At 71.3% G+C, this 26,305-nt stretch carries 22 protein-coding genes; 10 read left to right on the top strand and 12 right to left on the bottom strand.

Annotated features, from left to right (window positions below; genetic code table 11):
* Positions 1–149 precede the first annotated feature (149 nt).
* Complete coding sequence (locus tag A1QA_RS13665) at positions 150–1,013, bottom strand: alpha/beta hydrolase (protein WP_017177925.1); 864 nt, start codon at positions 1,011–1,013, stop codon at positions 150–152.
* A 97-nt stretch (positions 1,014–1,110) separates the two neighbouring features.
* On the opposite strand from A1QA_RS13665, the gene A1QA_RS0105510 reads away from it, so the two are divergent.
* From A1QA_RS0105510 to mtnN, 3 genes are all read left to right on the top strand, one after another.
* Positions 1,111–1,563: an S-ribosylhomocysteine lyase gene (locus A1QA_RS0105510; RefSeq protein ID WP_017177924.1), complete on the top strand. Its 453-nt coding sequence runs from the start codon at positions 1,111–1,113 to the stop codon at positions 1,561–1,563.
* Between the two features lie 190 nt (positions 1,564–1,753).
* On the top strand, positions 1,754–2,659 hold the full coding sequence (locus tag A1QA_RS13660; protein WP_017177923.1) for an alpha/beta fold hydrolase: 906 nt from the start codon (positions 1,754–1,756) through the stop codon (positions 2,657–2,659).
* A 9-nt stretch (positions 2,660–2,668) separates the two neighbouring features.
* Positions 2,669–3,556: a 5'-methylthioadenosine/S-adenosylhomocysteine nucleosidase gene (mtnN, locus tag A1QA_RS0105500; protein WP_017177922.1), complete on the top strand. Its 888-nt coding sequence runs from the start codon at positions 2,669–2,671 to the stop codon at positions 3,554–3,556.
* A gap of 46 nt (positions 3,557–3,602) precedes the next feature.
* Here mtnN and A1QA_RS14945 read toward each other — a convergent pair whose 3' ends face one another.
* The gene (locus A1QA_RS14945; RefSeq protein WP_017177921.1) at positions 3,603–5,321 is read right to left on the bottom strand and encodes a protein kinase domain-containing protein; all 1,719 of its coding nucleotides are present in this window, start codon (positions 5,319–5,321) and stop codon (positions 3,603–3,605) included.
* A 243-nt stretch (positions 5,322–5,564) separates the two neighbouring features.
* On the opposite strand from A1QA_RS14945, the gene A1QA_RS0105490 reads away from it, so the two are divergent.
* From A1QA_RS0105490 to A1QA_RS0105480, 4 genes are all read left to right on the top strand, one after another.
* Positions 5,565–6,377, top strand: coding sequence for a hydroxymethylpyrimidine/phosphomethylpyrimidine kinase (locus tag A1QA_RS0105490; protein WP_017177920.1), 813 nt, complete (start codon positions 5,565–5,567; stop codon positions 6,375–6,377).
* 146 nt (positions 6,378–6,523) lie between these two features.
* The gene (locus A1QA_RS0105485) at positions 6,524–7,981 is read left to right on the top strand and encodes an ATP-binding protein (protein WP_167320640.1); all 1,458 of its coding nucleotides are present in this window, start codon (positions 6,524–6,526) and stop codon (positions 7,979–7,981) included.
* A gap of 180 nt (positions 7,982–8,161) precedes the next feature.
* Positions 8,162–8,416, top strand: a complete 255-nt coding sequence (locus tag A1QA_RS15310) for a hypothetical protein (protein WP_082181127.1) — start codon at positions 8,162–8,164, stop codon at positions 8,414–8,416.
* Between the two features lie 23 nt (positions 8,417–8,439).
* Positions 8,440–8,898 (top strand): very short patch repair endonuclease, encoded by a 459-nt coding sequence (locus A1QA_RS0105480; protein WP_017177918.1) that lies wholly within the window; start codon positions 8,440–8,442, stop codon positions 8,896–8,898.
* Between the two features lie 4 nt (positions 8,899–8,902).
* Here the strand turns inward: A1QA_RS0105480 and A1QA_RS0105475 are convergent, their stop codons facing one another.
* The 4 genes from A1QA_RS0105475 to A1QA_RS0105460 form a co-directional block, all read right to left on the bottom strand.
* Positions 8,903–9,217, bottom strand: coding sequence for a helix-turn-helix domain-containing protein (locus A1QA_RS0105475; protein ID WP_017177917.1), 315 nt, complete (start codon positions 9,215–9,217; stop codon positions 8,903–8,905).
* A 96-nt stretch (positions 9,218–9,313) separates the two neighbouring features.
* On the bottom strand, positions 9,314–10,468 hold the full coding sequence (locus A1QA_RS0105470; protein WP_026048717.1) for a YeiH family protein: 1,155 nt from the start codon (positions 10,466–10,468) through the stop codon (positions 9,314–9,316).
* 110 nt (positions 10,469–10,578) lie between these two features.
* Positions 10,579–11,568 carry a CAP domain-containing protein gene (locus A1QA_RS13650; protein ID WP_017177915.1) on the bottom strand — a complete coding sequence of 330 codons (990 nt, stop codon included), beginning with the start codon at positions 11,566–11,568 and terminating at the stop codon, positions 10,579–10,581.
* 183 nt (positions 11,569–11,751) lie between these two features.
* Entirely contained in the window at positions 11,752–13,356 is a 1,605-nt protein-coding gene (locus A1QA_RS0105460) for an aspartate-alanine antiporter-like transporter (RefSeq protein WP_017177914.1), read from the bottom strand.
* 299 nt (positions 13,357–13,655) lie between these two features.
* Here A1QA_RS0105460 and A1QA_RS0105455 point away from each other — a divergent pair, with 299 nt between their 5' ends.
* From A1QA_RS0105455 to A1QA_RS0105445, 3 genes are read left to right on the top strand one after another with little or no spacing between them, the layout of a single operon-like run.
* A complete protein-coding gene (locus A1QA_RS0105455) occupies positions 13,656–13,925 on the top strand; it encodes a heavy-metal-associated domain-containing protein (protein ID WP_017177913.1) in 270 nt (89 codons plus the stop codon).
* Positions 13,926–13,957: 32 nt separating this feature from the next.
* On the top strand, positions 13,958–16,660 hold the full coding sequence (locus tag A1QA_RS0105450; protein ID WP_082181161.1) for a heavy metal translocating P-type ATPase: 2,703 nt from the start codon (positions 13,958–13,960) through the stop codon (positions 16,658–16,660).
* Positions 16,661–16,708: 48 nt separating this feature from the next.
* Complete coding sequence (locus A1QA_RS0105445) at positions 16,709–19,606, top strand: lysylphosphatidylglycerol synthase domain-containing protein (protein ID WP_017177911.1); 2,898 nt, start codon at positions 16,709–16,711, stop codon at positions 19,604–19,606.
* Positions 19,607–19,625: 19 nt separating this feature from the next.
* Here the strand turns inward: A1QA_RS0105445 and A1QA_RS0105440 are convergent, their stop codons facing one another.
* The 6 genes from A1QA_RS0105440 to A1QA_RS13635 are packed head-to-tail and all read right to left on the bottom strand — an operon-like array spanning position 19,626 to position 26,256.
* On the bottom strand, positions 19,626–20,162 hold the full coding sequence (locus A1QA_RS0105440; RefSeq protein WP_017177910.1) for a pyridoxamine 5'-phosphate oxidase family protein: 537 nt from the start codon (positions 20,160–20,162) through the stop codon (positions 19,626–19,628).
* 11 nt (positions 20,163–20,173) lie between these two features.
* A complete protein-coding gene (locus tag A1QA_RS0105435) occupies positions 20,174–20,959 on the bottom strand; it encodes an ABC transporter permease (RefSeq protein WP_017177909.1) in 786 nt (261 codons plus the stop codon).
* A gap of 2 nt (positions 20,960–20,961) precedes the next feature.
* Positions 20,962–21,909, bottom strand: coding sequence for an ABC transporter ATP-binding protein (locus tag A1QA_RS13645; RefSeq protein WP_017177908.1), 948 nt, complete (start codon positions 21,907–21,909; stop codon positions 20,962–20,964).
* On the bottom strand, positions 21,906–22,736 hold the full coding sequence (locus tag A1QA_RS0105425; protein WP_017177907.1) for a thiopeptide-type bacteriocin biosynthesis protein: 831 nt from the start codon (positions 22,734–22,736) through the stop codon (positions 21,906–21,908). The genes A1QA_RS13645 and A1QA_RS0105425 overlap by 4 nt, the downstream gene beginning before the upstream one ends.
* Positions 22,733–25,147 carry a hypothetical protein gene (locus A1QA_RS13640; protein WP_017177906.1) on the bottom strand — a complete coding sequence of 805 codons (2,415 nt, stop codon included), beginning with the start codon at positions 25,145–25,147 and terminating at the stop codon, positions 22,733–22,735. The genes A1QA_RS0105425 and A1QA_RS13640 overlap by 4 nt, the downstream gene beginning before the upstream one ends.
* Positions 25,144–26,256: a hypothetical protein gene (locus A1QA_RS13635; protein WP_017177905.1), complete on the bottom strand. Its 1,113-nt coding sequence runs from the start codon at positions 26,254–26,256 to the stop codon at positions 25,144–25,146. Before A1QA_RS13635 ends, A1QA_RS13640 begins: the two co-directional genes overlap by 4 nt.
* Positions 26,257–26,305: the final 49 nt, after the last annotated feature.

The following is a 26,305-nucleotide window of genomic DNA, read 5'->3' as shown; positions in this document are numbered from 1 at the left end:
TGGGATGGAGGCGCCGACGGCGTCGCGGGGGCGGGCGCCGTCGGATCCGCTGGGGCCACTGGGGGGCGCGGCGCCGTCGACGGCTCTTTCCTAGTGCTGCCAGTGCTCATGGACCGTATCCTCCCATGCCCGCTCAGGCGCCTCCGAACTCATCCCACAGCGGCGCCGCCACCAGGGGCGGGGGCGAGGAGGCGCTCGATCCACGGATCGACAGCGGCGTAGTAGCCGCGGCGCCGGGTGCGGCGGATGAGGTGGCCCGCACCCGTGATGAGCACGGGGGTGATGAGCGGGTTGCCCAGAGCGCGGGCCTCCTCCAGGCCCTTGGCGCCCAGGCGCGCGGAGCCGGGCTGGTCGCCGCTGAGGAGCAGGGTGGGCACCGTCAGGGCGGCCATGGCCTCGCGCCAGGGGACCTCCGGGGCGACGACGCCGGTGCGCAGCAGCGCCGGATCCATGCGCTGGCTGGCCCACACCGAGGGAAGCGCCTCGCTCTCGGGCATGGTGGCCGAGGCGAGGGCGCGCAGGACGGCGCCGGCGGGGTTGGCGAGCTCGGCGTCGAGGGCCCGCGCCCGGGCGGCGCCGCGCGCGAGCAGTTCGGCCGGGCCGCGGGTGCCGTAGAGGGCGGGGTCCTCCAGGACGAGGCCGCTGACGAGCTCGGGGTGGCCGATGGCGGCGACCATGGCGGTGGCCCCGCCCATGGAGTGGCCGAGAACGACCGGCGCTGGCGCTGCGGGCAGGCCGAGGGCGGCGCGGCCGGCGGCCTGGGTGTCGAGGTCTGTGAGGAGGTCGAGGGCGTCGTCGACGAGTTGCTCGCCGGCACGTTCGAGCTTCGCGCCCTCCCAGCGGGGCGAGAGCCCGTGCCCGCGGGCGTCGACGGCGATGACGCGGTAGCCGCGCCGGGCCCAGTGGTTGATCGCGTCGGCCTGGGAGATGGCCGAGGAGGTGATGCCGTGCAGGAGGACGAGGGTGGGGGCGTCGTCGCGGCCCACGGTGATCCGCGCCAGGGAGGAGTGCATGGGCGACATCCTCTCCCATTAGGCTGTCGCCATGACAGGGGCCAGAGATACGAATAAGCAACAGGCCACCACCAGCGACGACGCGCGTCACAGGCGGATGAACGTGGAGTCCTTCAACCTGGACCATAGGAGGGTGCGGGCCCCCTACGTTCGTATTGCCGACCGCAAGGAGCTGCCGGGCGGGGACACGCTCATCAAGTACGACGTCCGCTTCTGCCAGCCCAACTCCGAGCACCTCGATATGAGGGCGGTCCACTCGATCGAGCACCTGAGCGCCGAGCTCATGCGCGACCACACCGACCGGCTCATCGACTTCTCCCCCATGGGGTGCCAGACGGGCTTCTACGCGCTCATGCTGGGAGTGGAGAGCGAGGAGTTCCTGGGGCTGCTGGAGGCGACGATGCGCGACATCCTGGCGGCCGCCGAGGTGCCCGCGGCCAACGAGGTCCAGTGCGGCTGGGGCGCGAACCACTCGCTGGAGCAGGCCCAGGAGGCCGCGCGGGCCTTCCTCGCCAAGCGCGACGAGTGGGAGACCGTCATCCCCTCCTGACCCGCTCGCCCCGCCCCCTCTCTCATCACCACTCCCTATAACCGAGACCGGGCGAACAGCACGGCGAAACCGGGCGGTTTTCCACAGATCAGAATCTCGCCGTGCTGTTCGCCCGGTCTCGCGCGGGGGCGGGGACGGGACGGGGGCGGGGCGGGGGAAGTGACGTGGGAACAGGACCTACGATCGACGCATGACCGCCGCTCCCGCGCCCGCGCCCCTCGCCCGGCACCTCGCCGGGCCGCTCGACGACGCCGAGGCGCCCGTCCTCGTCCTGTCCCATGGGATCACCGACTCGGCCGCGTGCTGGATCGAGGCGGTCGAGCGCTGGGCCCCGCGCTACCGGATCGTCGCGCTCGACGCGCGCGGCCACGGCGACTCCCCCCGCTGGGACGACGCCGACCTGAAGAACCAGGAGACCGCCGGGCGCCGCCTCGCCGCCGACCTCACCGACGCCCTGGAGGACCTGCGCGCCCACGGCCTGCGCACCTCCCCCGAGGAGCCCTCGGCCGGCTCCCTGCGCGCGCCGCTACTGCTCGTGGGCCACTCGATGGGCGGGGTGACCAGCCTCGACGTCGCCTATCACCGCCCGGACCTGGCGGACGGCGTCGTCGCAGAGGACCCGGCCTTCGTCACCCCGGCCTGGCGGGCGCTCCTGCGGGCGAACGCCTTCCGTCAGGTCGCCGAGATGAAGGGCATCGCGAAGGACCCCGAGGCCCGCTTCACCGCCGAGACCACGGAGAACCCCACGTGGTCGCACCGGGAGACGCGAGCGAGCGTGGAGGCGTCCTGCGGCGTCGACCTGCGGTTCATCGGCCTGGGCTGCGTCTCCCCGCCGACGCCGTGGGAGGAGGTCGTCGACGGACTGGCCATCCCCACGCTCATCATCACCGGCACCGACGGCGTGGTGCTGCGCGGCGACCACTACCTCAACCTCCTGGCGCGGCAGAACCCGCACCTGTCCACCTCCGTCATCGTGGACGCCCCGCACTGCGTGCGCCGCACCTTCCCCGAGCGCTTCCACGCCGTGGCCGACCCGTGGATGGAGATGGTCATCGCGCGAGGGCGGCAGGGGCGGAGCTCCGGGCGGGCCACGTAGGCTCGCCGCATGACGTCCTCGCAAGGCTCACAGCTCTCGCAGCCCCCCACCGCTTCTCCGCGCCCGGTCCGCCGGGTTGACGCGATCGTCCTCGTCGCCATGGAGGAGGAGGCGCGCCCCTTCCTCGACCGCCTCCCCGCGCTCGACGGCGCCGCGCCGATCGCGCTGCACGGCGACGCCGCCTGGGCCGCGAGCCTCGCGCTGCCCTCCGCCGCCACGGGCGACGCCGTGAGCACCGCCCAGGGCGCTGAGGGCCCCGACGGCGCTGCGGGCACAGACGCCGCTGCTCCCGGGACCCCTCGCGAGCTCGTCCTCATCCGCACGGGGATCGGCCTGGTGGCTGCCGCCTCGGCCCTATCGGCGGCGCTGGGGCAGGTGGCCCCGCGCGCGATCATCTCCGCTGGGACGGCGGGGGGCCTCGCCCGCGCCGTCGAGGTGGGAGACGTCTGCGCCTCGACGACCCTGGCATTCACGGACGCCGACGCGACGGCCTTCGGCTACGCCCGCGGCCAGATCCCCGGCCAGCCCACGGTTTTCGAGGCCGCGCCCTCCCTGCTCCGCGCCGTCGGGACCCATGGCCCGGAGGCGCTGGCCAGCGCGACCCCGGGCTCGTCGTCGGCGCGCCTGCACGCCGGGCAGATGCTCTCGGGCAATTCTTTCGTGACGGCGGCGAATGTGGCGGATACGCGCGAGGCCTTCCCGGAGGCGGTGAGCACGGATATGGAGTCGACGGCGCTCGCGCAGGTCGCGGCCGCCGCGGGCGCGCCCTTCGCCTCCGTTCGCGGGGTCTCGGACCTGTGCGGGCCCGAGGCGGGCCAAGACTTCCACATCGGCGCCGATGAGGCCGCGGCCCGCAGCGCCGCCGTCGTCATCGCCGCACTGGCGGCGCTCATCTGAGCCCGCGCGGCCTGAGCCCGCGCCCGCCCCAGCGCCCGTGCAGCGCTCAGGAGAGCTTGACGTCGCCGAGGACGGCGACCGCCCCGGAGGCCCCGCCGCTGGGCGTGAGGACGATCTTGAGGCTCTTCACGCCGGTGAGATCGAGCGTGATGCTCTTGGAGACCCCGCGGGAGATGGTCTCGGTGGCCACGGGCGTGGAGTCGGCGAAGATCTGGAGGCTGAAGCTCGCGCCCGGATCGCGCGTCTCGTCACTCAGCCCAAAAGTGCCGGTGAGCTGCGTGTAGCCGCCGCCGAGATCCCACTCGCCGCTTCCGTCAGAGCTGCCGGCGCTCGTGTAGGTGAGCGCGTGGGCATAGGCGGTCCCGGCGATCTTCGCCGAGCCGGGCGAGAAGGTGGAGCTCTTGGCGGGCAGGTCGGCGAGGTATCCCGGGGAGGTCTTCGCCGCTGGCGCGCTCGTGGCCGCCGACGCGCTGGCTCGCGGCGACGGCGTCGCGGAGTGCCCCGCTGAGCGCGATGGCGTGGTAGAAGCCGGGGCGGTGAGGCCTGCGGTCTGCCCCGCCTGGTCCGGGCCCGAGTCGTCGGAGAGGACCCGGCTGACCGCGTACCCCCCTCCAGCCAGGGCGACGACGGCGAGCACGACGATGAATGCGACGAGCGCTTTGCGCGGGCGCCGCTTGGACGCCCCCGCCGTCGGCGGCGCGGCTGGCACGGCCGCGGGGGTCACGCTCGGCGGTGCCATGGCCATGGGCGCCTCGTCGTCCGGCAGGGGCTGGGTGGCGGCGTACGGCTCAGCGCTCATCGGCTCCACCGCGCTCTCGCCTGGAGTGCCTTGGAGAGCCGCGTCCGTGGCGGATGCGGCAGAGGCGGTGGGCGGGCTGACGACCATGGTCGCGGCGGCGGGGCTCTCCACCGGCACGCCAGGAGGCGGGGTCGTCAGCGAGGGCGCGGCGGGGATACCTGCCAGTGAGCTGGTCATCGAGGCGAGCGCCTGGTGGACCTGCCCGATCGCCGGCCGCGCGGCGGGGTCCTTGGCGAGCATCGCGCTGATGAGCTGCCAGAGGGGCTGGGGGACGCCGTCGGGGCGCCCGGGGGCGAGCTGCATGTGGAAGCGGAGCACCTGGACGGGAGGCCCGAGGAAGGGCGGGACGCCGCAGGTGAGCTCGTAGAGCAGCGCGCCGAGGGAGTAGATGTCCATGGCAGGGGTGGGGCGCGCTCCCTCACTGACCTCGGGCGCCATGTAGAGGGGGGTGCCCATGCCGACGGTGGTCTTGGCCGCGCCGTTGGCGTCGCAGATGCGGGCGACCCCGAAGTCGGCGACGCGCGGGGTGCTGGGCGTCGTCGCCGAGTCCATGAGGATGTTGACCGGTTTGAGGTCGCGGTGCACCACGCCGGCGTCGTGCGCGGACGCCACGCCCGCGGCGATCCCGGTGCCGAGCCAGGCGACCTCGGCGGGCGGCAGGGCGCCGCGCCCATTGATGAGGTCGGCCAGGCTCCCGCCCACGACGTAGTCCATGACGATGGCGAGGGTGTCCCGCTCGACGACGATGTCCCGGATGGCGACGACGTTGGGGCTGTGGAGGCGGGAGAGGATGTCTCGCTCTTTGAGGAAGACGTCGACGACGCTGCCTCCCCGCGTGAACTCGCGGCGCAGGAGCTTGAAGGCCAGCGGCTCCTCGGAGCCCTCGGCGTGGCCGCGCCATACCTCGCCCTGGGCGCCGAATCCGATGGACTCCTCCAGGAAGTAGTAACTGCCGAGTCGGCGCACAAGAGCTCCTTCGTGGGTCCAGGAGCCCAGGCTCCGTGACCGTTCCGTGATGCGCTGCCATGCTATACGAGGCGCGATGGGCAGGACCAAGGGTGGCGCCGGAAGCGCGCGCGACGGGGCCAGCGGGGCCTGGACAACAGGGACGGCGGGGCGGAGGCCCGGATCCGTCGTCGGCACTCGCATGATGGGATCGCCCGGGTCCCGGTGCTGCGCGACGGGCCCGCGCGGGTGCAGGCTTGGCCCATGAGCACTACTCCCCCCATCGCCCTGGCCATCGCCGGCTCCGAGGCCTCCGGTGGCGCTGGCGCGCAGACGGATATCAAGACCTTCCAGCAGCTCGGCGTCTTCGGCTGCACGGCGCTGACCTGCATCGTGTCCATGGACCCGAAGGCCAACTGGGACCACCGCTTCGTGCCGGTGGACCCACAGGTGATCGCCGACCAGATCGAGGCCTGCGCCACCGTCCACACCCGGATCGACGCCGTGAAGATCGGGATGCTCGGCACGCAGCCCACGATCGACGTCGTCGACACCGCCCTGGAGCGCTACGGCTTCCCGATCGTCGTGCTCGACCCGGTCCTCATCTGCAAGGGCCAGGAGTTCTCGACGGCGATGGCGGTGGACAACGCGCTGCGCGAGAAGATCCTGCCGCGCGCCACGATGGTCACCCCGAACCTCTTCGAGTCGGCGACGCTGGCGGGCGTCGAGGAGATCACCTCGGTGGAGGCCCTCAAGGACGCGGCGAAGCGCATCTTCGACCTCGGCGTGCCCAACGTCCTGGCGAAGGCGGGCCCGAGCCTGGGCACCGGCACGGCGCTGGACGTGTTCTACGACGGCTCCACCCTGGAGGTCCTCGAGGTCCCTGCGGTGGGGACGGAGCGGATGCACGGCGCGGGCTGCACGCTAGCCGCGGCGGTGACGGCCGAGCTCGCCAAGGGGGCCACTCCCCTGGAGGCAGCGGTGACGGCGAAGAACGTGGTCTCGGCGTCGGTCAACCCCGGCATGCGCGGCAACATCCCCTTCACCTACGTCTGGCAGGGCAACTACCAGGGCTGATGCGCCTCACTGGGAATCCTCAGAGGCCATGACCACTCTACACTGATGACATATGACCAGTGTAGAGTGGTCATATGTCATGGGATCCCCAGTCTGCGGCACGACTCATCGCGACCCTGCGGCGCCGTCGGCACGACCTCACGGATGTGGAGGTCAAGAGCGCGGCCGACGGCGTTCCCCGCCTCGGCCCCACCCTGTGCGCCTTCGGGAACATGCCGGAGGGCGGCACGATCATCCTTGGCCTGGATGAGTCGCGAGGATTCGACGCCGTCGGATTACGGGACGTCTCCGAGCTGGAGCAGGCGGTGGCCGCTCAGGCACGGGGAGCGGTGACCCCGCCCGTGCAGGTCTCCTTCACATCGATGGACGTCGATGGTGCGACAGTTCTATTCGTCGACGTCGCCGGCCTCCCACTCGCCGATCGGCCCTGCGAGCACCAGGGACGGGCCTTCCTGCGCCAGGCGGATGGCGACTATGAGATGAGCGAGCAGGAGCGGGCGCAGATCGAGGCGGTCAAACTGACGAGCCGGACTCGCCGCACTGAGGATGCAGCTCCTGTGGATGGCACGAGCATGGCCGATCTCGACGATGATCTGCGAGCGGTCTACACGCGCCTGGTCCGCGGCGCATCGAGGCGCTTGCAGGGACTGGACGAGGAGACGCTGCTGCGGAGGACCGGCGTGGTGGAGCCCAGCGGCGGCCGGTTGACGCTGGCGGGCCTGTACGCGCTGGGCGAGTACCCGCAGCAGTTCATCCCGTCGTTGAGCCTGACGGCAGCGGTTCACCTGCCACGCTCCAGCGGGGCGCGCCTGCAGGATCTCGTCCATTTGACGGGGCCGCTGCCGGTGCTGCTGGAGGATGCGATGGTGTGGGTGGAGCGCAATACGCGCACGCGGATCGCCTACCGCGAGGACGGTCATGCGGCAGATGTGCCAGAGCTGCCGCTGGGGGCAGTGCGGGAGTTGATAGCGAACGCGCTGGTGCATCGCAGCCTCAGTCCGATGAGCCATGGCAAGCGGGTGGATGTGCGCTTGAGCCAGGATCGACTGGTCATCTCCAATCCGGGAGGCCTCTATGCGATCACCGCCTCGCAGCTGGGAACGCCTGGCGGGCGCAGTGCCCCGAATGAGTTCCTCTACGCGATCTGCCACCACCTGCGCGGGGCCGACGGCGCGCGCCTGGTCGAGGCCGAAGGTGGCGGGATCATCGAGGTCCGCGAGGAGATGAGCGAGCAGCATCTAGCCCCGCCCGAATTCTACGATACGGGCGTCTCGTTCACCGCGGTCCTGCATCGTCCACAAGAGGACGACACTGCGGCCACACCCCTGCCGCAGGTTGTGCTCACGCCGCCGTCGGCCGGGAGCGCAGCCGGGGCGCCAGCAGGCCCACGGCGCAGCAGCGTGGGCGGGGCGGGACTCCCCCGCCACGGCAAGCGGGTCTTGGCGCTCCTCGACGAGCCGCTCACGATCACACAGGTCGTGGAGGGCTCGGGCCTCACTCTCAACCAGGCGCGCTATACCCTGCGCCGCCTTGCCGCCGCTGGCCTGGTGGAGATGCGGGGATCCCAGGGCGACCGGGGCACCGCCTACGCGCGCGTCACCTGACACCGCCCTCCCGAGATGGCCAGGTTCGAGGATTGCTCGGGCCTTGAGGGTCCTTCAGGGAGGCTCAAGGCTCAAGCACAGCCCTCTGACCTGGGATGACGAACGATCTAACATCGCGTCAGAAAAAGGAATCCTCAAACCTGGCCACCTCCACCGGCCTCGCGGTGCGAAGCTAGCGTCATGAGCAACAAGACGGATCTTCAGACGTGGATCATCGAGGCACCGCAGCGCAACGGTGGCACAGCTCAACTGCTTGACGTCGCGAAAGACATCTGGGGCCACCACGAGGCAGACCCCCGGGAGCGAGGCGATCTCTTCTACACCTGGCAGTACGGCATGAGATGGGCCGCGCAAAGGCTTCGAAACGCCGGAGAACTCGCCCCAGTCAATAATGCCAGGAATGGAACCTGGTCACTTCCACACGATCCCGCATAGCCGATCGTCGATGTGGACTGACGATGTCTTCTCAGGATTCCGACCGCGCGGCTGAGTCCTGCGCCTCCTCGCCTGCCGTCGCCCGCACGATGCGCGGCAATCGGCGGCGGGACACGCGGCCCGAGCTCGAGATCCGGCGCCGGCTCCACGCGCTCGGGTACCGCTACCGGGTCGACTTCGCGCCGGGGGCCAACAAGCGGCGCCGCGCTGACATCGTCTTCACGCGCAAGCGCCTCGCTGTGTTCATCGACGGCTGCTTCTGGCACTCGTGCCCCGAGCACTCGCGCCCGCCCGCCACCCACGCCGACTACTGGCAGCCCAAGCTCCGCCGCAATGCCGAGCGCGACCGCGAGACCACCGCCATGCTCCAAGCCGAGGGCTGGACCGTCCTGCGCATCTGGGAGCACACCGATGCCGCCGACGCCGTCGCCCAGATCCGCTCCACCCTCACCCGGCTCGCCGCCGGCCCCGCCGAGCCCTGAGTGACTACTTCCTTGGCGCCCTGCGCCTTTCCTTCCGTTCCAACCGGTCGACGACGATGGTGCGGCCGCGGTCGGACTCCATGGGGTCGATGGCGGCGACGACGGCGTCGTCCACTCCCAGCACCGCGAGCACTGCCAGGACGTTGCCGAAGGTGACGCGCTCGGGATGCGTCTCAATCATCCGCAGCGTTGGGCGGGAGATGCCGGCGCGGTCCGCCACCTGCTCAGCTGTGAGCCCCTGCGCGCGCCGCCACAGGCGGATCGACGGGCCCACGCGGTCCAGCAGCCGCCGCATGCGCGGATGGAAGCTCGCGGCCACAGCTCCTCCTCGCAGACACAAGATGGGAAGAATTATTCCCATCTAGGCACATAATGGCAAGGAATGTTTCCGAACCTATCGTGGCCCGGACTCCGCTCACCCCACGAGGGCGAGGACGCCGAGCAGTGACACCGCTGCGCTCACCACGCCAGCCCCAGCGCCAAGCGCGAGCGAGCGCAGGCCCGTCGCCGCCAGGCGCCGCAGGTTGACGCCCGCGCCCATCGCGCACATCGCCATCGTCAGCAGGAAGCCCGCCACCTGGGTCCCCCAGGAGAAGACCGAGGCGGGCAGGACGCCGTCGAGGAAGGACCTCAGCAGCACCGCGAGGAGGAACCCGATGACGAACAGCGGCACGATCGGCGCGCTCCCCGGATTCCCCGCACTCCCCGCTCTGGCCCCAGCGCCCTCGCGCGCCGGGCCACCCGGCCCATCAGCGACGCTGTGCTCCACGGGAGCGCCCGCCAGGACATCGCCGACCTCCGAGCGCTCCGCCGCGAGCCGCGCCCGGCGCTCCGCGCGCCGGGCCTCCACCACTCCCACGATCGCCACGAGCGGCGCCAGCAGCACGACGCGCCCGAGCTTGGCCAGCACCGCCGCATCGAGCACGCCCGCGCTGATGAGCCCACCGGCGGCCACCACCTGGCCGACCTCGTGGACGGAGGCGCCCACCCAGACCCCGGCGCCGCGCTCCGCCAGGCCCAGCGCCTCCACCAGGAGCGGCAGGGCGACGATCATGAGCGTGCCGAAGAGGGTGACCGAGGCGATCGCCGTGGCCGCGGCGTCCTCGACGTCGTCGTCCTCCCCATCGGAGCGGACCACCGCGCTCATCCCGGCCACGGCCGCGGCGCCGCAGATAGCGGTGCCCGTGGCGGTGAGCACCACGGTGGCGTGCGGGACGCGCAGCATCCGCCCGAGGGCGAGCGTTGCCAGGTAGACACAGGTGACAGTCGCGGCGATGACGGCGACGGCGCCCCATCCCAGCGCCATGACGGCCGGGATGGACAGGCGCAGGCCCAGGAGCACCACGCCCGCGCGCAGCACGGTGCGGCCCACCACTTTCAGGCCGGGGTCGGCAACGGATGGCACAAGCCCCATGTTGCGGGCCACGAGCCCCACGAGGATCGCCACGAGCATCGCGGACAGGAGCGGCACCCGGTTGTTGACCAGGGTCGCGATGGCGGCCACGACCGCAGCAAGCACGATTCCGGGCGCCAGCCGCGCCATCTGCGCCATCTGGCGTTGAATAGGCATCTTCTCTCCGATAATCACACAAAGATCGGGCGGGGCAGGCGCTCTGCTCGAGGCCTGCCCCGCCCGGGAGCGTGGGTCGCGCGCCGCTGGGCGCGCCGCCGCTGAGGCCGTCAGTCGCGCAGGCCTCGACGCAGGATGAGGACGACTCCGCCCACACCCAGCGTGATGATCGCGAAGAGCACGAGAGTCGCGTTGGCGCCCGTCATGCCGAGCATGCCCAGCAGCTTCTCCTGCGCGGAGCGGGGCGTGCTCGCGGGCTCCGGCGCGGCCACGACCTCCGAGCCCGTGCTCGGGGCACCGACCGAGTCAGTGCTACCACCCGTCGGGGCGGGCACCGGGGTGGCGGAGGCCGTCGCGCTCGCGGAAGCGCTCGGCGTCGCAGTGGCGGTCGCGGTCGCCGTGGCGTCCGGGGTGGCGGAGGCGGTGGCGTCCGGCGTCGGGCTCACCTCAGGCGCGGGCTGGGCGGCCTCGGTCGAGGTGCCGCCGCTCGGAGCGCCCGAGTTGCTCGGCGTCGTCGACGGCGAGGAGGACGAGTCCCCACCGGAGACCTCGAAGCCCGCCTGGACGTCGCCGGGGTAGGCCGTGAAGTTCTGGGTGGCGTAGATGGAGCCGTTGGAGGAGCGGGCGATGCCGATGCCGATGGCCGTGGCGTTGCGGTCCACCATGTTCTGGTAGTGGCCCGGCGAGTTCACCCACTGCTCGAACAGGGCGTTGCCGAGGTCCGTGCCGGACAGGCCGTTGCCGTTCATCGCGACGTTCTCGGCCACCCACGTCCAGCCCGAGGGGAAGGCGGCGCGCAGGTTGGGCCGGTGGTACATGTTGTTCTCGCCAGCCATCTGGCCGGACCAGTCCTGGGCGACGTCGTCGAGCACGACGAGCCGGGTCAGCGGCTGGAGGCCACTGCTCTGGCGCAGCTCGTTGACGCGGGTAAGGATCTGCTGCGCGGCGGCGCTGTCCGCAGAGGTCGCGGCCGGCAGGACGGCCCCGGAGACTGCGGGGCTGACCGGCGACGCAGGCGCCTGCGCCGCGATGGCCTGGGGGGCGACCCCCACAAGCGACGCGGAAACGGCGGCGGCGGCGAAGAGGCGGGCGATCTTCACAGGGCTGATATCTCCATGGGTAGTCAGTTCTGTCGATGACTCACCGACGCGCTAGGGGCTCGGGAGCATCAGGGACGGATGGGGTCCGCGCCCTCATGATACCCACTTCGTGATCTGAGCGTTACCTTGCGAGCTCAGGACCTTCCTCAGGACTGGCCCGTCGCCGTGGGTTTGGGAGGTGACTCACAGGGCCACGAGTATCTGAACCATCACGATCTTGACGACGATCGCGAGCGCGAAGAGGGTCGCGTACCCGGCCTCGATGCGCTCGTCGTCGCTGCGGGACAAGGCATAGGAGAGGATCGCCGGCTGCCCCACGAGGCCCGCCAGGCCGCCCGCCGCCCGAGCCGCGGATAGCCCAACGAATCTCGCGCCCGTGAGAAGCACCACGGCGTTGACGACGACGATGATCGCCGCGAGCCCGCCGACCGCCAGGCCCGTGGTGGAGAAGGCGGCGGCAGCGAACTGCGGGCCGGAGGCGAGGCCGATCGCGGCCAGGAAGAAGAGGAGCCCGAGCTGGCGGATCGTGGCGTTCGCGGCGTGGGGCAGGCCCCACAGGAACGGGCCAGTGCGCCCGAGGCGCCCGAGGATCATCCCGGCCACGAGCGGCCCCGCGGCGACCCCGAGCTTGAGGGTGATGCCGCCGGGCAGCGGGATGGCGACGAGCCCGAGCAGGACCCCCAGGGCCATGCCGATGCCGACGCTGAAGGCGTCGATCTGGGAGATCCCCAGCTCGGAGTCGCCGAACCAGTCGGCGGCCTCCTCCAGCTTCTCGCTGGGCACGACGGCCAGCACCCTGTCCCCGAGCTCGAGGACGAGGTCGTCGCGGGCGAGCAGGTCGAGGTCGCCGCGCCGCACGCGGGTGATGACGCCGGCGAAGCGCCCGGGCATATCCAGCTCGGCGATCGTGCGCCCGGCCACGCGTGTGGAGGAGACGGTGAGGCGGCGGTGGTCCACAGCCCGGCGATCCTTGGCCAGGCAGGAGCGCAGTCCCGTGCCCAGCTCGTGCATGGCCTCCTCGACGGCGGCGGGCGCCCCGACGACGACGACCTTGTCCCCCGGCGCCAGCTCCTCACCGGGGGAGACGACGCGCGTGACGCCGTCGCGCTCCAGGTAGGAGATGCGGATATGGGCGCGGGTGAAGGCCTCCATCTGGTCCAGGCGCACACGGGTGAGCACGTAGACGCTGGTGGCGGTGATGCCGTCGGCACTGGCGGGGCGCGGGTCCTTGGAGCCGGGCCAGCGCTGGCCGATGACGATGGCGACGACGACGATCGCCACGGCCACACCCACCGGGTAGGCGATGGCGTAGCCGATGGACGGCTCCTGGTTCCCGGCGGCCTCGATCGCGGCGTCGAGGACCGGGGAGGTCAGGGCGCCCGCGTAAGCGCCTGCGTCCATCGCGGGCGTCACCCCGGCCAGGTGCGAGAAGCCCGCCCCAACCGCTCCAGCGGCGACGAGCGCGACGACGCACAGCGCCATGATGGGCATCTGCCGCCCAAGGTTGCGGAAGAAGGTGTTGCCCGCGCCGAGCCCCACCGTGTAGCAGAACAGGCCGAGCCCGAGGGCTCGCAGCGTTGTCAGGTCAGCGCCGAGCCGGGGGTCCAGCGCGCCGACGGCGAGCCCCACGAACAGCGCCCCGGCCGCGCCGAAGCGGATCGGCCCGAAGGGGATCTGCCCGACGGCGGTCCCGAGCCCGATGACGAGGAAGACCGTGAGCAGGGGGGTGGCGGCGAGAACGTCGGTGACGCCGTCGGGGATGAGCCCCGTCGCGACCGGATAGGTCATGTGAATAGCTCCAGGCACATCGCACAGAGTAGGCCACATAAGCGCGAATTCCCTCCTCAGGGTGGGGGTGGTGGAGCCGGTCCGCAGGCCAGTCCCCCGCGCCGTCTCTCGCAAGCTCGCGACGGCGCTCCCGCCAGACCCGATGCCAGCCCTGCGGACCGGCTCCACCACCCCCACCCGCACAGTCCCGGTTTCGCCGGGAGGCAAGGGGCTTGGTGCGCCGTCGCCGTCGGGAGTAGATTCGCAGCAACTCAACCCATGCACGTACGCGCAGCAGCACCGCAGCGAGGAGCATTCCCATGGCCGACTTCACCGACGACGGCATCGACCGCACCACCACCCTCAAGGTGTCCGGCCTGACGTGCGGGCACTGCGTCGCCCACGTCACCGAGGAGCTCGAGGCGCTCTCGGGCGTCAAGGACGTCTCCGTCGTCCTCAACAAGGGCGGGCAGTCCGTCGTCACGGTCGTCTCCGACGTCGTGCTCGACGACGCCGCCCTGGCCGAGGCGATCGACGAGGCCGGTGACTACACACTCGACGCCGCCGAGCGCGACGTCCGCATCTCTTGACCACCCGGACGGTCGACCTCGTCGTCGGCGGCATGACCTGCGCGTCCTGCGTGGCGCGCGTGGAGAAGAAGCTGCGCAAGATCGACGGCGTCGAGGCCAGCGTCAACCTGGCCACCGAGTCCGCACACCTCACTGTCCCCGAGTCCGTGACGGATGACGAGCTCATCGCCACCGTCACCCGGGCCGGGTATTCGGCGACCCTCGCCTCCCCCGCCGCCGCGGGCGCCCCTGAGGCTGCCCCAGGGCGGGCGGCCCCCGATGCCCAGACGGGCCAGGAGGCGCCGTCGGCCAAGCCCGCGGGCGCTCCCCCCGCCGCGGGCGAGGCGCCCGTGGCCACTGGATCAGCCGAGCCAGCCGCGCCAGCCGCGGTGGGGAGCACCCGCGGCTCGCTGGGAGCCTCGCATCTCGCGCGCGCAGAGGATCTGAGGCGCCGCTTGATCCTCAGCCTGGTGCTCTCGGTCCCTGTCATGGCGATCTCGATGAGCTCGGCCCTCCAGTTCACCGGCTGGCAGTGGGTTCTCGCCGCGCTCACGCTGCCGGTGGTCACCTGGGGCGCCTGGCCCTTCCACCGCACGGCGCTGGCCGGGCTGCGGCATGGGGCCTTCACGATGGACACGCTCGTCTCGCTCGGCGTGGCCGCCTCCACGCTGTGGAGCCTATGGGCGCTCATCTGGGGCGGCGCGGGCGAGATCGGCATGACAATGCCCATGGACCTCGCGGGCATGCTCACTGGCAGTTCCGGCGCGGGCGAGCACCACGCCCATATGTACTTCGAGTCAGCCGCTTGGGTGACCACCTTCCTCCTGGCCGGGCGCTACGCGGAGGCCCGCGCCAAGTACCGCTCCGGGGACGCCCTGCGCGCCCTCCTCGAGCTAGGCGCCAAGGAGGCCAGCCGCGTCCGCCTGGCCGCGCCGGACGGCTCCACCGCCGCCATCGACGTCCTCGACGACGACGGCGCCCCCCGCCCCGAGGCTCAGCGCCGCGAGGAGCGGGTCGCCGTCGACGACCTCGCCGCGGGCGACCTCATCGCCGTGCGCCCCGGGGAGAAGATCGCCGTCGACGGCGTCGTCGTCGAGGGCGCCAGCGCCGTGGACGAGGCCCTGCTCACCGGGGAATCCGTGCCGGTGGAGGTCGGCGTCGGCGACGAGGTCACCGGCGGGACGATCAACACCTCCGGGGCCCTGCTCGTGCGCGCCACGCGCGTGGGCGAGGGCACGACGCTCGCGCGGATCGGCGCGATGGTCACGGCAGCGCAGGCGGGCAAGGCCCCCGTGCAGCGCCTCGCCGACCGCATCTCCGGGGTGTTCGTGCCCGCCGTCCTCGGGATCGCCGCCCTCACGCTCGTCGGCTGGCTCGTCGCCGGCGCCTCGGTCCAGAACGCGCTGACAGCATCGGTCGCGGTGCTCGTCATCGCCTGCCCCTGCGCCCTGGGCCTGGCCACGCCGACCGCGATCCTCGTGGGCTCGGGCCGCGCCGCCCAGCTCGGCGTGGTCATCCGGGGCCCGGAGGTCCTGGAGTCCACGCGCTCGCTCGACACGATCGTCCTGGACAAGACCGGCACCGTGACGGCGGCGCGCATGAGCCTCGACGCCGCCGCCAGCGCCGGGATCGGCACCGATGGGGCTGAGTCGGGGCAGTGGGGTCGATCCGCGGGCCAGTCCCCCGCGCCATCGGGCGCTGGGGCGCCCTCAGGCGCTCCCCTGCCACGCGCAACTGAGGCGAGCGGCGCCGAGCTTGCTCGAGTGTCCGAGCCGATGGCAGCGCGTAAGAGGGGCGAAGCCCCGAATAGACCCGATGCCAGCCCCGCGGATCGACCCCACCACCCCTCCCTCCCCGCACTCGACCCCCTCGTGCTGGCGGGGGCGCTCGAGGCCTCCAGCGAGCACCCGGTGGCGGCGGCCATCACAGCAGCGGCCCGCGAGCGCGTCCAGGCCGCCGGCGCCCAGCTCCCGGGGGTCGAGGGCTTCGTCAACCACGAGGGCAGGGGCGTCACGGGACGGGTGGCGAGCAGCGCCGCCGGGACTGGCGGCACCTCCCAGGTCGCCGTCGGCCGGGCCGCGTGGATCGCCGAGCGCGGCGTCGCCCTCCCCGGCCACCTGGCCGACGCCCTTCAGGCCGCCGAGTCGACGGGGGCCACCGCGGTCGTCGTCGCCGTCGACGGCCAGGCTGCCGCCGTGCTGGCGGTGCGCGACACCGTCCGTCCCTCCTCTGCCGGGGCCATCGCCGAGCTGCGCGCCCTGGGGATCCGCCCGATCCTGCTGACCGGGGACAATGCCCGGGCAGCCGCGCATGTGGCCAGCGAGGTCGGGATCGACCCGGCCGACGTGCGCGCCGAGGTGCTCCCCGCGGACAAGCGCGACGTCGTCGCCGACCTTCAGGCCTTGGGCGCCGTCGTCGGCATGGTGGGCGACGGGGTGAACGACGCCGCCGCCCTCGCCCAGGCGGGCACCCAGGGGCTCGGCCTGGCCATGGGCTCGGGGACGGATGTGGCCATCGAGGCCGCGGACATCACTCTTGTGCGGGCCGACCTCGACGCGGTCGTCGCCGCCGTGCGAGTGAGCCGGGCCACTCTGCGGATCATCAAGCAGAACCTGTTCTGGGCCTTCGCCTACAACGTGGCGGCGATTCCGCTGGCCATGGCGGGGATGCTCAACCCGATGATCGCTGGCGGGGCGATGGCATGCTCCAGCGTCATCGTCGTCGCCAACTCGCTGCGGCTGCGCAGAGCCGGCTGAGACGCTGGACGCACCGGGCAGATGCGCTGCTCCCCGTAGAATCCCCGCATGACCGATGCCGCCGCCGAGCCCCCGACCTCGGGGAGCGCGCCCGCCGACGCCGCGCCAGCCCCTTCCGCGGCGCCCGCGACGCCGCCAGCGCCCGACATCCCGCCGATGCCACCGATGCCTGCGACCTCCCCGGTCGGGATCCCCCGTATCGGCGTCACGCCGGTGGTGCAGCCTGCCCCGGAGCCGGAGCCCGGGCCCCGCTCGGCGACGCTGCTCGTCGACGAGTCCCCGCGCCGTCGTCGCCGCGCCGAGGACCTGCTCAGCCTCGCCCTGGTGAGCGCGGGCATCCTGTCCGTCCTCGTCCTGGCCACCTACGCGCATGAGACGACCACCGGCGTGACAGCGGATGTCCGCGTGGTGCTGTCCTCCGTGCTGCGCCAGGTGCTCATCCTTCCCCTGCAGACCCTTGAGGGGCTCGCGACCTTCCTCATCCCCGTCCTCATCCTCCTCGACCAGCTCCTGCGGGGCCGCTGGCGGGGGGCCGCGGAGAGCGCCGCTGGCGCCGTCGCCGGCTGGACCCTCACCATCATGGCGCTGTGGGCGCTGGAGGCCTGGGCGCCGCCCGCCCTCCTGGCCGGTCTGACCGTCAGCGCCTCCGGCTTCCCCCGCCTGGGCGTCTCGGTTGTCTTCGCAGCTCTGGTGGGCCTGCTCACGGCCGCGGGCGAGCGGCGCTCGTCAGCAACTGTCCGCTACGGCTGGGTCGCGATCTGGACGATCGTGGGGCTCGCCGTGCTTCGCTCGGCCATCACCCTTCCCGGTGCGGTGCTCTCACTGCTCCTGGGCCGCCTGGCGGGCCTGGCCCTGCGCTGCCTGTTCGGGGTGGAGGACCGCTCCGTCCACGGCATCGCGCTCGTCAGGGCGCTGCGGCGGGCGGGAGTCGACGCCGTCCGGGTGATCCGCGTCGATAGCGCCCCCGGGGCGACGGCGTGGTGGGTGACCACCGACGCCCCCCTGGGCTACACCGAGGAGGTGCGGGAGAACCCGCTGGCGCCAACGAACGCCTCCCCCGCGCCGGCCACCAGTGGCGGCGCCGCCGACTCCCGGGCGCTGGCGGCGCCGGCGGCCACGCCCGCCGAGCCAGCGGGATCGCCCGCGGACGTCCCTGCCACGGGGCCCGACCCGGACACGGCGGCCGTCCCACCGGCCCGTGAGGGCCGCGCCGCCGCGCCGTCGTCGACGATCGCCCCCGCGCCGGCGATCGACTGCCTGGCGCTCATCGCCGAGGCCCGCTCGCTGTCCCAGGAGCGGCCCAGCGCCCACCGCGTGTACGCGGTCTGGGACCGCACGGGCGCGCGTCACGATCTGACGATCATCGACGCCGACCGGCAGGTCGCCGGCTACCTGGCCACGCTGTGGGACCGCATCCGGGTTCGCGGGCTGTCCCCCGAGAGGGGCATGTCGATCCGCGCGGAGGCCGAGCACGCCGCGCTCATGACCCTGGAGGCCCGCCGCGCCGGGGTGCGCACGCCCACCCTTCGCGGCATGGCGGACACCCCGGAGTCCGTGCTCCTCGTGACTGACCACATCGCGGGCTCGCGCGCGCTGTCCGAGCTCGGCCCCGATCTCCCCGACGCGGTGCTCACAGGCCTGTGGGACCAGCTCCGGCGCGCCCACGCGGCCGGCCTGGCGCACCGCAGCCTGAGCGGGGACAGCGTCGTCGTCGACGAGGCGCGCCGCGTGTGGCTGCTCGACTGGGACTCAGGGGAGACGATCTCCTCCGAGCTGTCCCGGCGCGTCGACCTCGCCCAGGCGCTCGCGCTCCTGGCGGGCTCGGTGGGCGTGGAGCGCGCCATCGCCTCCGCCTCGCGGATCCTCACCACTGCCCAGCTGGCGTCGATCGCGCCGATGCTCCAGCGCGTCGTGCTGCCCGCGGACACCCGCCGGGCGATGGGGCGCCGTGGCCGGGTCCTCCAGGAGCTGCGCGACGCGCTCGTCGCGCTCACGCCCACCGCCCACGCCGAGCCGGCCCGGATCAACCGCTTCCAGGCGCGCACCGTCGTCATGGCAGTCATCTTCCTCGTGGCCGTGTGGACGCTGCTGGCGCGGATGAACTTCGAGGAGGTCTCCGACGCCGTGGCGGAGGCCAATGCGTGGTGGATCCTCGGCGCGCTGATCTTCTCGCTGGCCACCTATGTGGGCGCCGGCATCATCCTGGTGGCCTTCACCCCGGAGCGACTGAGCCTGTGGCGCTCCACCGAGGTCCACCTGGCCTCCTCCGTGGTGGCGCTCGTGGCGCCCGCGGGCGTGGGCGGCGCGGCGATCAACCTGCGCTTCCTCACCCGCAAGGGGGTGCCGACGGCGGTCGGCGTGGCGACGGTGGCGCTCGTGCAGGTCGTGCAGTTCCTCGTCACACTGGTCCTGCTCGTCATCCTGGCCGCCACGACGGGGCAGTCGACCGGCCTGACCCTGCCCTCGGGCTGGGTGCTGCTGGGCGCCGTGCTGCTCGCCGCGATCGTCGCCATCGTGCTGGCCGTGCCGCAGGCGCGCGCCTGGATCTGGGAGAAGATCGAGCCCACGTACCGGCAGGTCCAGCCCCGGCTCGTATGGGTCCTGTCCAACCCCATCCGACTGCTCGCCGGCGTGGGCGGCTCGGTGCTCCTGAGCCTGTCCTACATCCTGGCCTTCGGGGCGAGCCTGTGGGCCTTCGGCCTCTCACTCCCCTTCTCCGTGCTGGCCATCACCTACTTCGCCTCGAACACAGTCGGCTCCGTGGTCCCCTCCCCCGGTGGGATCGGGCCGGTGGAGTTCGCGCTGACCGCCGGCCTCATCACAGCGGGGATCCCCAGCGGGACCGCGCTGTCGGCCGCGATCGTCTACCGCCTGGTCACCTTCTGGATCCCGATCCCCGTTGGCTGGCTCAGCCTCCAGCGCCTCCAGAAGCTCGGGGAGCTGTAGAGCGTCGACGATCCCGTCCTCAGGCAGCGTCGCGCTCCATGTCCTGCCAGCCGCGGCGCAGCACGATGGACTCTCGGCTCAGTCCCGTGTCGAGGAACTCGATGCGATCGGGCTCCAGGACGAAGACCCGCTTGTCCATGAGCTTGGAGATCCCGCTGGCGGCCGCTGGCAAGTGACTGGCCGCGCGCCCGGCGAAGGCGCGCAGGGCGGCCAGGCGCCTGCGCCCACGGGGCTCGCAGACTCTACCGATGACCTGGAGGGAGACCAGACGGCTCCCGTCCCCCGCGGGGGGGATGACGACCAGCGCCGAGCACCGGCGATCAGCCTCCATGTTCCTCACGTGCCGTGAGCCCCTTGACGAGACGAAGACGAGACCGAGGTCCCGCAGGGCGCCGAAGAAGCAGGGCGTGAGCCGGGACCCGCAGCCCTCGAGCGTGCCCAGGACGCACATGTCCTCGCCGTCAAGCACGGAGCGCACGCGGGCTAGCAGATCCTCCATGCCCAGATCCACGTCCTCCGAGTCCGTCGTCCACGACGTTGCTATCACCTTGTCCATCGCCCTCTCCCTCAGTTCCTGGTGCTTTCCCAGCGGAAGAAGCGCACGGCCAGGGGCACGACGATGGCTGCGGCGATCGCTACGACCGTGAAGTCGATGACGGTGCTGTGGCGCTGGACGTCGCTGCCCGCCACCCAGTAGAGCAGGTCTCCGAAGTAGGTCGTGGGAAGGAGATCGAGAATGCGCAGCACCGAGTCGGACAGCAGGCTCTGCGGGAAGGCGACTCCCCCGGTGAACATCGTGAAGAGCTGGACGAAGGTCGCGATGTTCGTCGCGGCCTGCCCGGAACCCACCAACGAGCCGATGATGTAGCCCAGACCGAGGAAGAGAACCGAGGAGGGCACTGCCACGATGACGGCCTTCCACACCGCCGTGATGCTCACAGCGTCGAAGGCGGCGCCGAACAGGATGACGAGCGCGGCCAAGGTGATCGCCAGGACTACCCGGATCGCCAGGTGGGTCATGATGAACTGCGATCGTGAGACCGGGGTGGTGCCCAGTACTCGGAGGGTTCCCTGGTCCCGGTACTCGGCGATCGGTCCGGACGTGAGGGTCATGCACGTGCCTGTCAGAGCCAGGCAGAGGGCGAGCGGAACCACCAGGCTGGTGAAGTCGGGGCCCGTCCCGCTCATCGAGGAGGCGAGGAGTGAGTTCATCGCTAGGAACATCCCCGACATGAGGAAGGGGAAGGCCAGGACGAAGTAGAAGTTCGCACGGCTTCGGGACAGCTCCCTCCAGTGCGTGAGGAGGAGCGGGCTGGTCAGTCGACCCGGGGTCGCGGCGGCAATGGTGCTCATGGTCAGTCTCCTGTCGTGTCGCTAGTCGAGATAAGGTCATTACCGGTGGCGGCGCGATAGGCATCGCCCAGGGTGGGGTGGTGAATGCTGAGGCTGTGGCACCCACCGATACGGGAGAGCACCTGCAGGGCCTCGTCCGTGCGCAGGGTGTTCAGTGTGGCTGTCCGGTCAGGCTTGATGTTCAGCTCGCCAAGCGCCCGCAACCGCGTGCGTTCGGCCTCGGTGAGGGCCTCGGCAACCTGGAAGACCACCGACGGGCCTCCGGCGAGCGAGGAGATGAGATGCTCTGGATCACCGGCATTGACGCATCGGCCCGCGTCCACGATGAACACGGAGTCGGCCAGGGCAGTGGCCTCCTCCATCGAGTGCGTTGACAGGATGATCGTGGTACCCCGGTCCCGCCACGAGCCGAGGACTGACCACAGCTGCTCCCTCGCCCGGGGATCGAGCCCGGTTGAGGGCTCGTCCAGGATGAGGACCTGAGGGTTCGAGACCATGGCCAGCGCCACGTTGAGGCGCTGCAGGGTGCCGCCGGACAGCTTGGTGACCTGGCGGTCGAGGACATGGGTGAGTTCCAACGACTCCAGGACGGCGTCCGCCGGGTAAGGGCGGGGGTAGAACGACGCCCATAGCTCCACCAGCTCGCGGACCCGCAGGTGCTCGAAGATCTTCGCCTCCTGCGGCTGGATCGACACTCGCTGGCTGAGCTCCTTGTGAGCCGTGAGCGGGTCGAGGCCGAGGGTGCGCACAGTCCCGGAGCTGGGGGCCCTCAGGCCCACAGCCATCTCCAGGGAGGTGGTCTTCCCGGCGCCATTAGGACCGAGGAAGGCGTGGATCTTGTGCTGCTCAGCGCTGAGCGTCATCCCCGCCAGGGCGTCGATCCGCCCTCCTGGGGTGTCGTACTGCTTGCGGACGTCTCGCAGTTCGAGTGCGAGGTTCTCAGTGTTCATGACAGACCTTTCCATGAGAGGTGATCATTGCTCCGGGCCCCGCTGAGATGCGCCGCGAGGGCCTCCTCAAGCGGGTTGAGACCGATTCGGTTGATGTGCATGTGGACGAGGTCAAGAGGGAACTGGGGCGCTGCGGTATCCCCGTGGTCAGCCACAAGCCTGGAGACCACCGGCGCGAGATCCGACCAGTCGGTGGGCGGTTCGGCCTGCGCTCTCACACGCTCATCGAGGGCCGCCGCCTCGCGCCGGATCTTGTCCGGCTCGAGGCCGCCGTACCGGAGGCGCTCAGCCCACCGGTTGGCGATGCGGGCTGACAAGACTCCCTCCTCATCACCGCTCTCGCGCTCAACGGCTCCGATGAAATCGGTGGCGGAGGCAAGGCGCTGCAGCGGCGACCAGTCCCAGACCTCGTTATCGACACAGGCCTGCGAGCTCTTCTCGAAGTAGATCTCGGTGTCCTCGATGCCCCGGGCTCCCCCGTACTTGGCGCGTTCCGGGGAGTAGAGCGAGACTGTCACGCCCCGCCCCTTCCCCGCTGAGGCGACCAGTGGGTCGGGGATGATCCTGTGCATCTCCCGCGACTGACGTCGCCCGATGAGCTCCTCGAGCCTGGGCAGCCCGTCATACCAGATATCGACATCCTCGATGCTGCCCCGCAGCCTCACACGGAGGTGGTGGCCGACGGTGTCCATGTAGCGCAGGAAGTGCCAACGGTCGACTCCGCGCAAGGATGCCTTCCACTCGAGGACGGCTGGCAGCAGGGCCCCGACGTCGTCGCCGTCGCCGGAGTAGACCTTGAGGTACAACCAGTCGAAGCGCGCGGTCATCGCCATGCCTCCTGCCTGGGCCAGCGCAGTGACACCGCGAGTTCGCTCACGCGGGGCAGTCCTGCAGGATCGTGGAAGGGGTGCTCCCCGACGGCGGGAAGCGCCTCGGTGATCCGGATTCCCCGGGTCCGCCTATCGAGCCAGTGCCACAGGGAGGCCAGGGAGGTGCGGGAGGCGAAGTCCACGTACTGGGGCTTGCGCCGATCGTTCGTGGTGCCTCCCCCTGTGTTGAGCTGCTGAATGAAGACCTTCTCGGGGATCTCGTGCCGGAGCCGCCACTCGTGGACACGGCGGATCGACAGGGTATCCCCCTCCACCGTGTCATCGAGGAGGGTCGCGGGGGTCATGCGCCAGGACTCGCGCTGGGTGACCAGGCGCCGTCCCATGATCTCTCTCGGTTCGTGGCGGATCTCCCCGTTCCCGAGCCGCTGGTACCCGCTGGTGAGTGTCCTGTAGGACTCCGTCATCGGTGGGAAGCGGACCCACGGATCGGCCAGGAGCGCCACCCACCTGAGGTAGCCGTTGAGCAGGTGCTGAGGGGTCAGCCCCAGGTAGGCGAGTCCCACCGGTCCGTCGTCGTCCCATAGCTCCAGGGAGTCCGTGGCCGGATCGTGGACCAGGCTGAGAGACTCCAGGGCGACACCGCGCGGTGACGTGGGCTCGCTGGGCAGTTGGAGCTCGGGCAGGACGCCGGAGCAGACGGCCTGCCCGGTATTGCACTCGGCCCAGGTGGTCAGCTCGAGCACTCGTCCGCGCGGCCACAGGCCGGTGATCTCCGACTCGAGCTCAGCCCGGAAGCGCTCGCCGAAGAGCCGGTGGAAGCGGGCCTGGTAGGCGCCGATGCCGTTACCCGAATTGTTGAGGACAACGAGGTGGTTGGGGCCTGAGAGGTCCTCCCACGTGGGGGCGACCGGCTGGAGCATCACCCCGATGTGGCGCGGCGCGGCCGTTCCTCCGCAGGGCAGGAGGGAGCGGTGCTGCGCCTCGTCAGCACTGGCCCGCATGTTCTGCTTGAAGGCCGCAGAGAGCTCGGGATCGCCGTCGTTGTCGACCGCCAGGGCCATGCAGAACGACAATGGCGAGTCGCAGCGTCCTCCCACGCCGTAGCGCTCGACGAAGCGGCGAACCATGAGATCGTAGGCGAAGGAGCGGAAGACCCACGGCGAGGTGATCTCGGCGAGGTCGTGCAGGTCCTCGCGCAGTCCCGGCGTTGTGAGGACATCGGGGACCACGAAGGGCGCCTCACGATCCTCGTACAGCAGGCCGCTGGGACGACTCCCCAGTTCACCGCGGTCGAAGACCTGGGAGGAGAAGTCCTTGAGCCGGCGCAGGGCATCGGTGCGGCCGGTGGCGTCGGAGCGGGAGCACTCCTGGCCGACCGAGCGCGCCCCCAGCATGTCCTCGACACTGACCCCGCCGATCCCCTCGGGGAAGACCGTGCTCAGCGCGCCGAGGGGCTCCTCACCGCGCTTCCACGGCACTTGCTCGCGCAAGAGCCCCGCCTCCAGGTGGCGGCGGATACGCGCGTTGGAGACCTCCGGGGTGAAGGAGTCGCTGTACTCGCCTATCGCCCACTCGGCCCCGGCGACGAGCTCCTCTCGGAAAATGACGCCGTCGTGGTGCACGTGCTGGGCCAGCATGACGAGCTCGTCGTGCTCCTCGGCTGGTACCTTTCCAACGGGGGAGGGCGTGAGGACGAGCCCCGGATGCGCCTCGCCATCGCGTGCGGCCTGGTGGAGGAGCCCGGAGGCCAGGTGCATGGCCACCGTCTGGGTTGAGCGCCCACGACCGACGGCTCCGGCCACGTTGACAGTGGTCAGCCCCGAGAACGGACTGGTCTTGAGGGCCGTGCGAGTGGCGTAGTTGTACAGGCTGCGCACCAGCCGCTCGGAGGGCTTCCTCCCGGGCTTGTGGTGGATGAGACGATCAACGAGCTCCGGCGTGGCAAGGGCCAGGCTTGACAGGTAGGCGGTGTCGGAGACGGTGCGCGTGAGGGCGTCGCGCATCGCGTCGTCGTCGGCGCCCAGCAAGGCCTCCAGCCGGGACTCCAGGTCCTCGCGCTCGGCGCGAACGGCCTCCCAGGCATCGAAGGCGCTGGCAACGCCAGCGGGGGCGTTGGCCCGCAGGGCCTCGGCCGCCCTGGCTTGGACCGCCTTGCCGGCGAAGACCTGCCGCTTGGCCTGGAGCACAAGCCTGCGGGCCTTGGGGTCCTCGATTGTCGGGACGACGTCGAAGATGCGATCGATCAGCGGCTGCGCGAGCTCATCCAGGGTCTCCTCGATGTGGTCGAGGCGCTCCAGGCAGGCGCCGATCTCGGCGGAGGCCCCCGGCACCGCGTCGACGGGCAGGCCGCCGATGCGGGTGAGGATGGTGGGGCTGATACTGACGTCAGGAATGGTCATGGTGGTCATGACGGGACTCCTTGGACAATGACTTCGGTCGAGTGGTAGATGCTCCAGATGACGGCCAGGACGATCCAGGCGGCGAAGGCGTAGGACAGCGCCCCGTAGACCATGTAGGCGGTCCTCCGTCTGCGGGAGCAGCAGGAGAGATAGCTGGGCAAGCGCCTGCCGCGTAGGGCTGAGATGATGGTGGTCCGAGCGCGTCCGCGCAGGTCGATCTCGCCGGTGGCGGCCTCGATGGCGCTGACCGTGTCCGATGGCGCCAGCGGATTGAGGTTGGCGATGAGGAGGATGAGCTGGTAGCCCAGGAGCGTGGTGGCCACGAGGTGCGTTGTTCCGCCCGAGGTCGCGGCGACGATGGAGGTCACGCCCATGATCCAGCCGTCATTGACCATTCCGGCCAGGGCGATGGCGACGCGCGGCGCGCGTCGGCGCAACCGGTAGGCGTCCGTGCGGTCCACGTAGGCCACCGGCATGACCCAGAACAGCAGGGCGACTCCTAGTCCTCGGGCGGGCTGGCCATGCAGACCGCAGACAATGGCGTGCCAGGACTCGTGGAAGAGGATCGCCACGAGTTGGATGACCAGGGCCAGCAGGGCGACAGTGGCCAGTTGCGCGGGTGAGTTCCCGGCCATTCGGGACAGGCCGTGCGTGGCGATGGTGCACAGCCCTGCGGCATAGCCCGCAAGGGAGACGATCACCACGAGCGCCACCGGCACTGGACGGTACAGGGGACGGACGAGTTCGACCACGGGGGCCAGCACGCGCGCGAAGCCACGGGAAATGATGAAACGCGGCATCATCCGGTCTATCCCGGTGCGTCGGCGCTTCTGCGGGACCCCACCCACCATGAGCTGGTGCTTGGCCAGACCGCGAGCGAGAGCCTCCACATGCGCGGATCGCACGGGAGTGGCCGACAGCCCCCGGGCATTGACGGCCGAGGCGATGTCGGCGGATGAGCGCTTCCCGTCGAAAAGGTCGATGATCGACGAGGCGAGGTCACCCACACGGTGGTAGGTGCCGCTGACGGTGTCGTGGAGGAGGGGCAGTCCCTCCATGCCCACGATCTTCTCCACACCGTCGCGGAGTTGAGGGGCAGGTGGTGAGGTGATGGTCATGTGGGACTCCAATGTCGCATGCGGGGAGGAGACGGCGGGCGAGCAGTGC

The sequence above is a fragment of the Actinomyces timonensis DSM 23838 genome (assembly GCF_000295095.1).
Lineage (GTDB): Bacteria > Actinomycetota > Actinomycetes > Actinomycetales > Actinomycetaceae > Actinomyces > Actinomyces timonensis.
The sequence above is the reverse complement of the archived record's forward strand: the minus strand, read 5'-3'. Positions and strand labels throughout refer to the sequence as shown.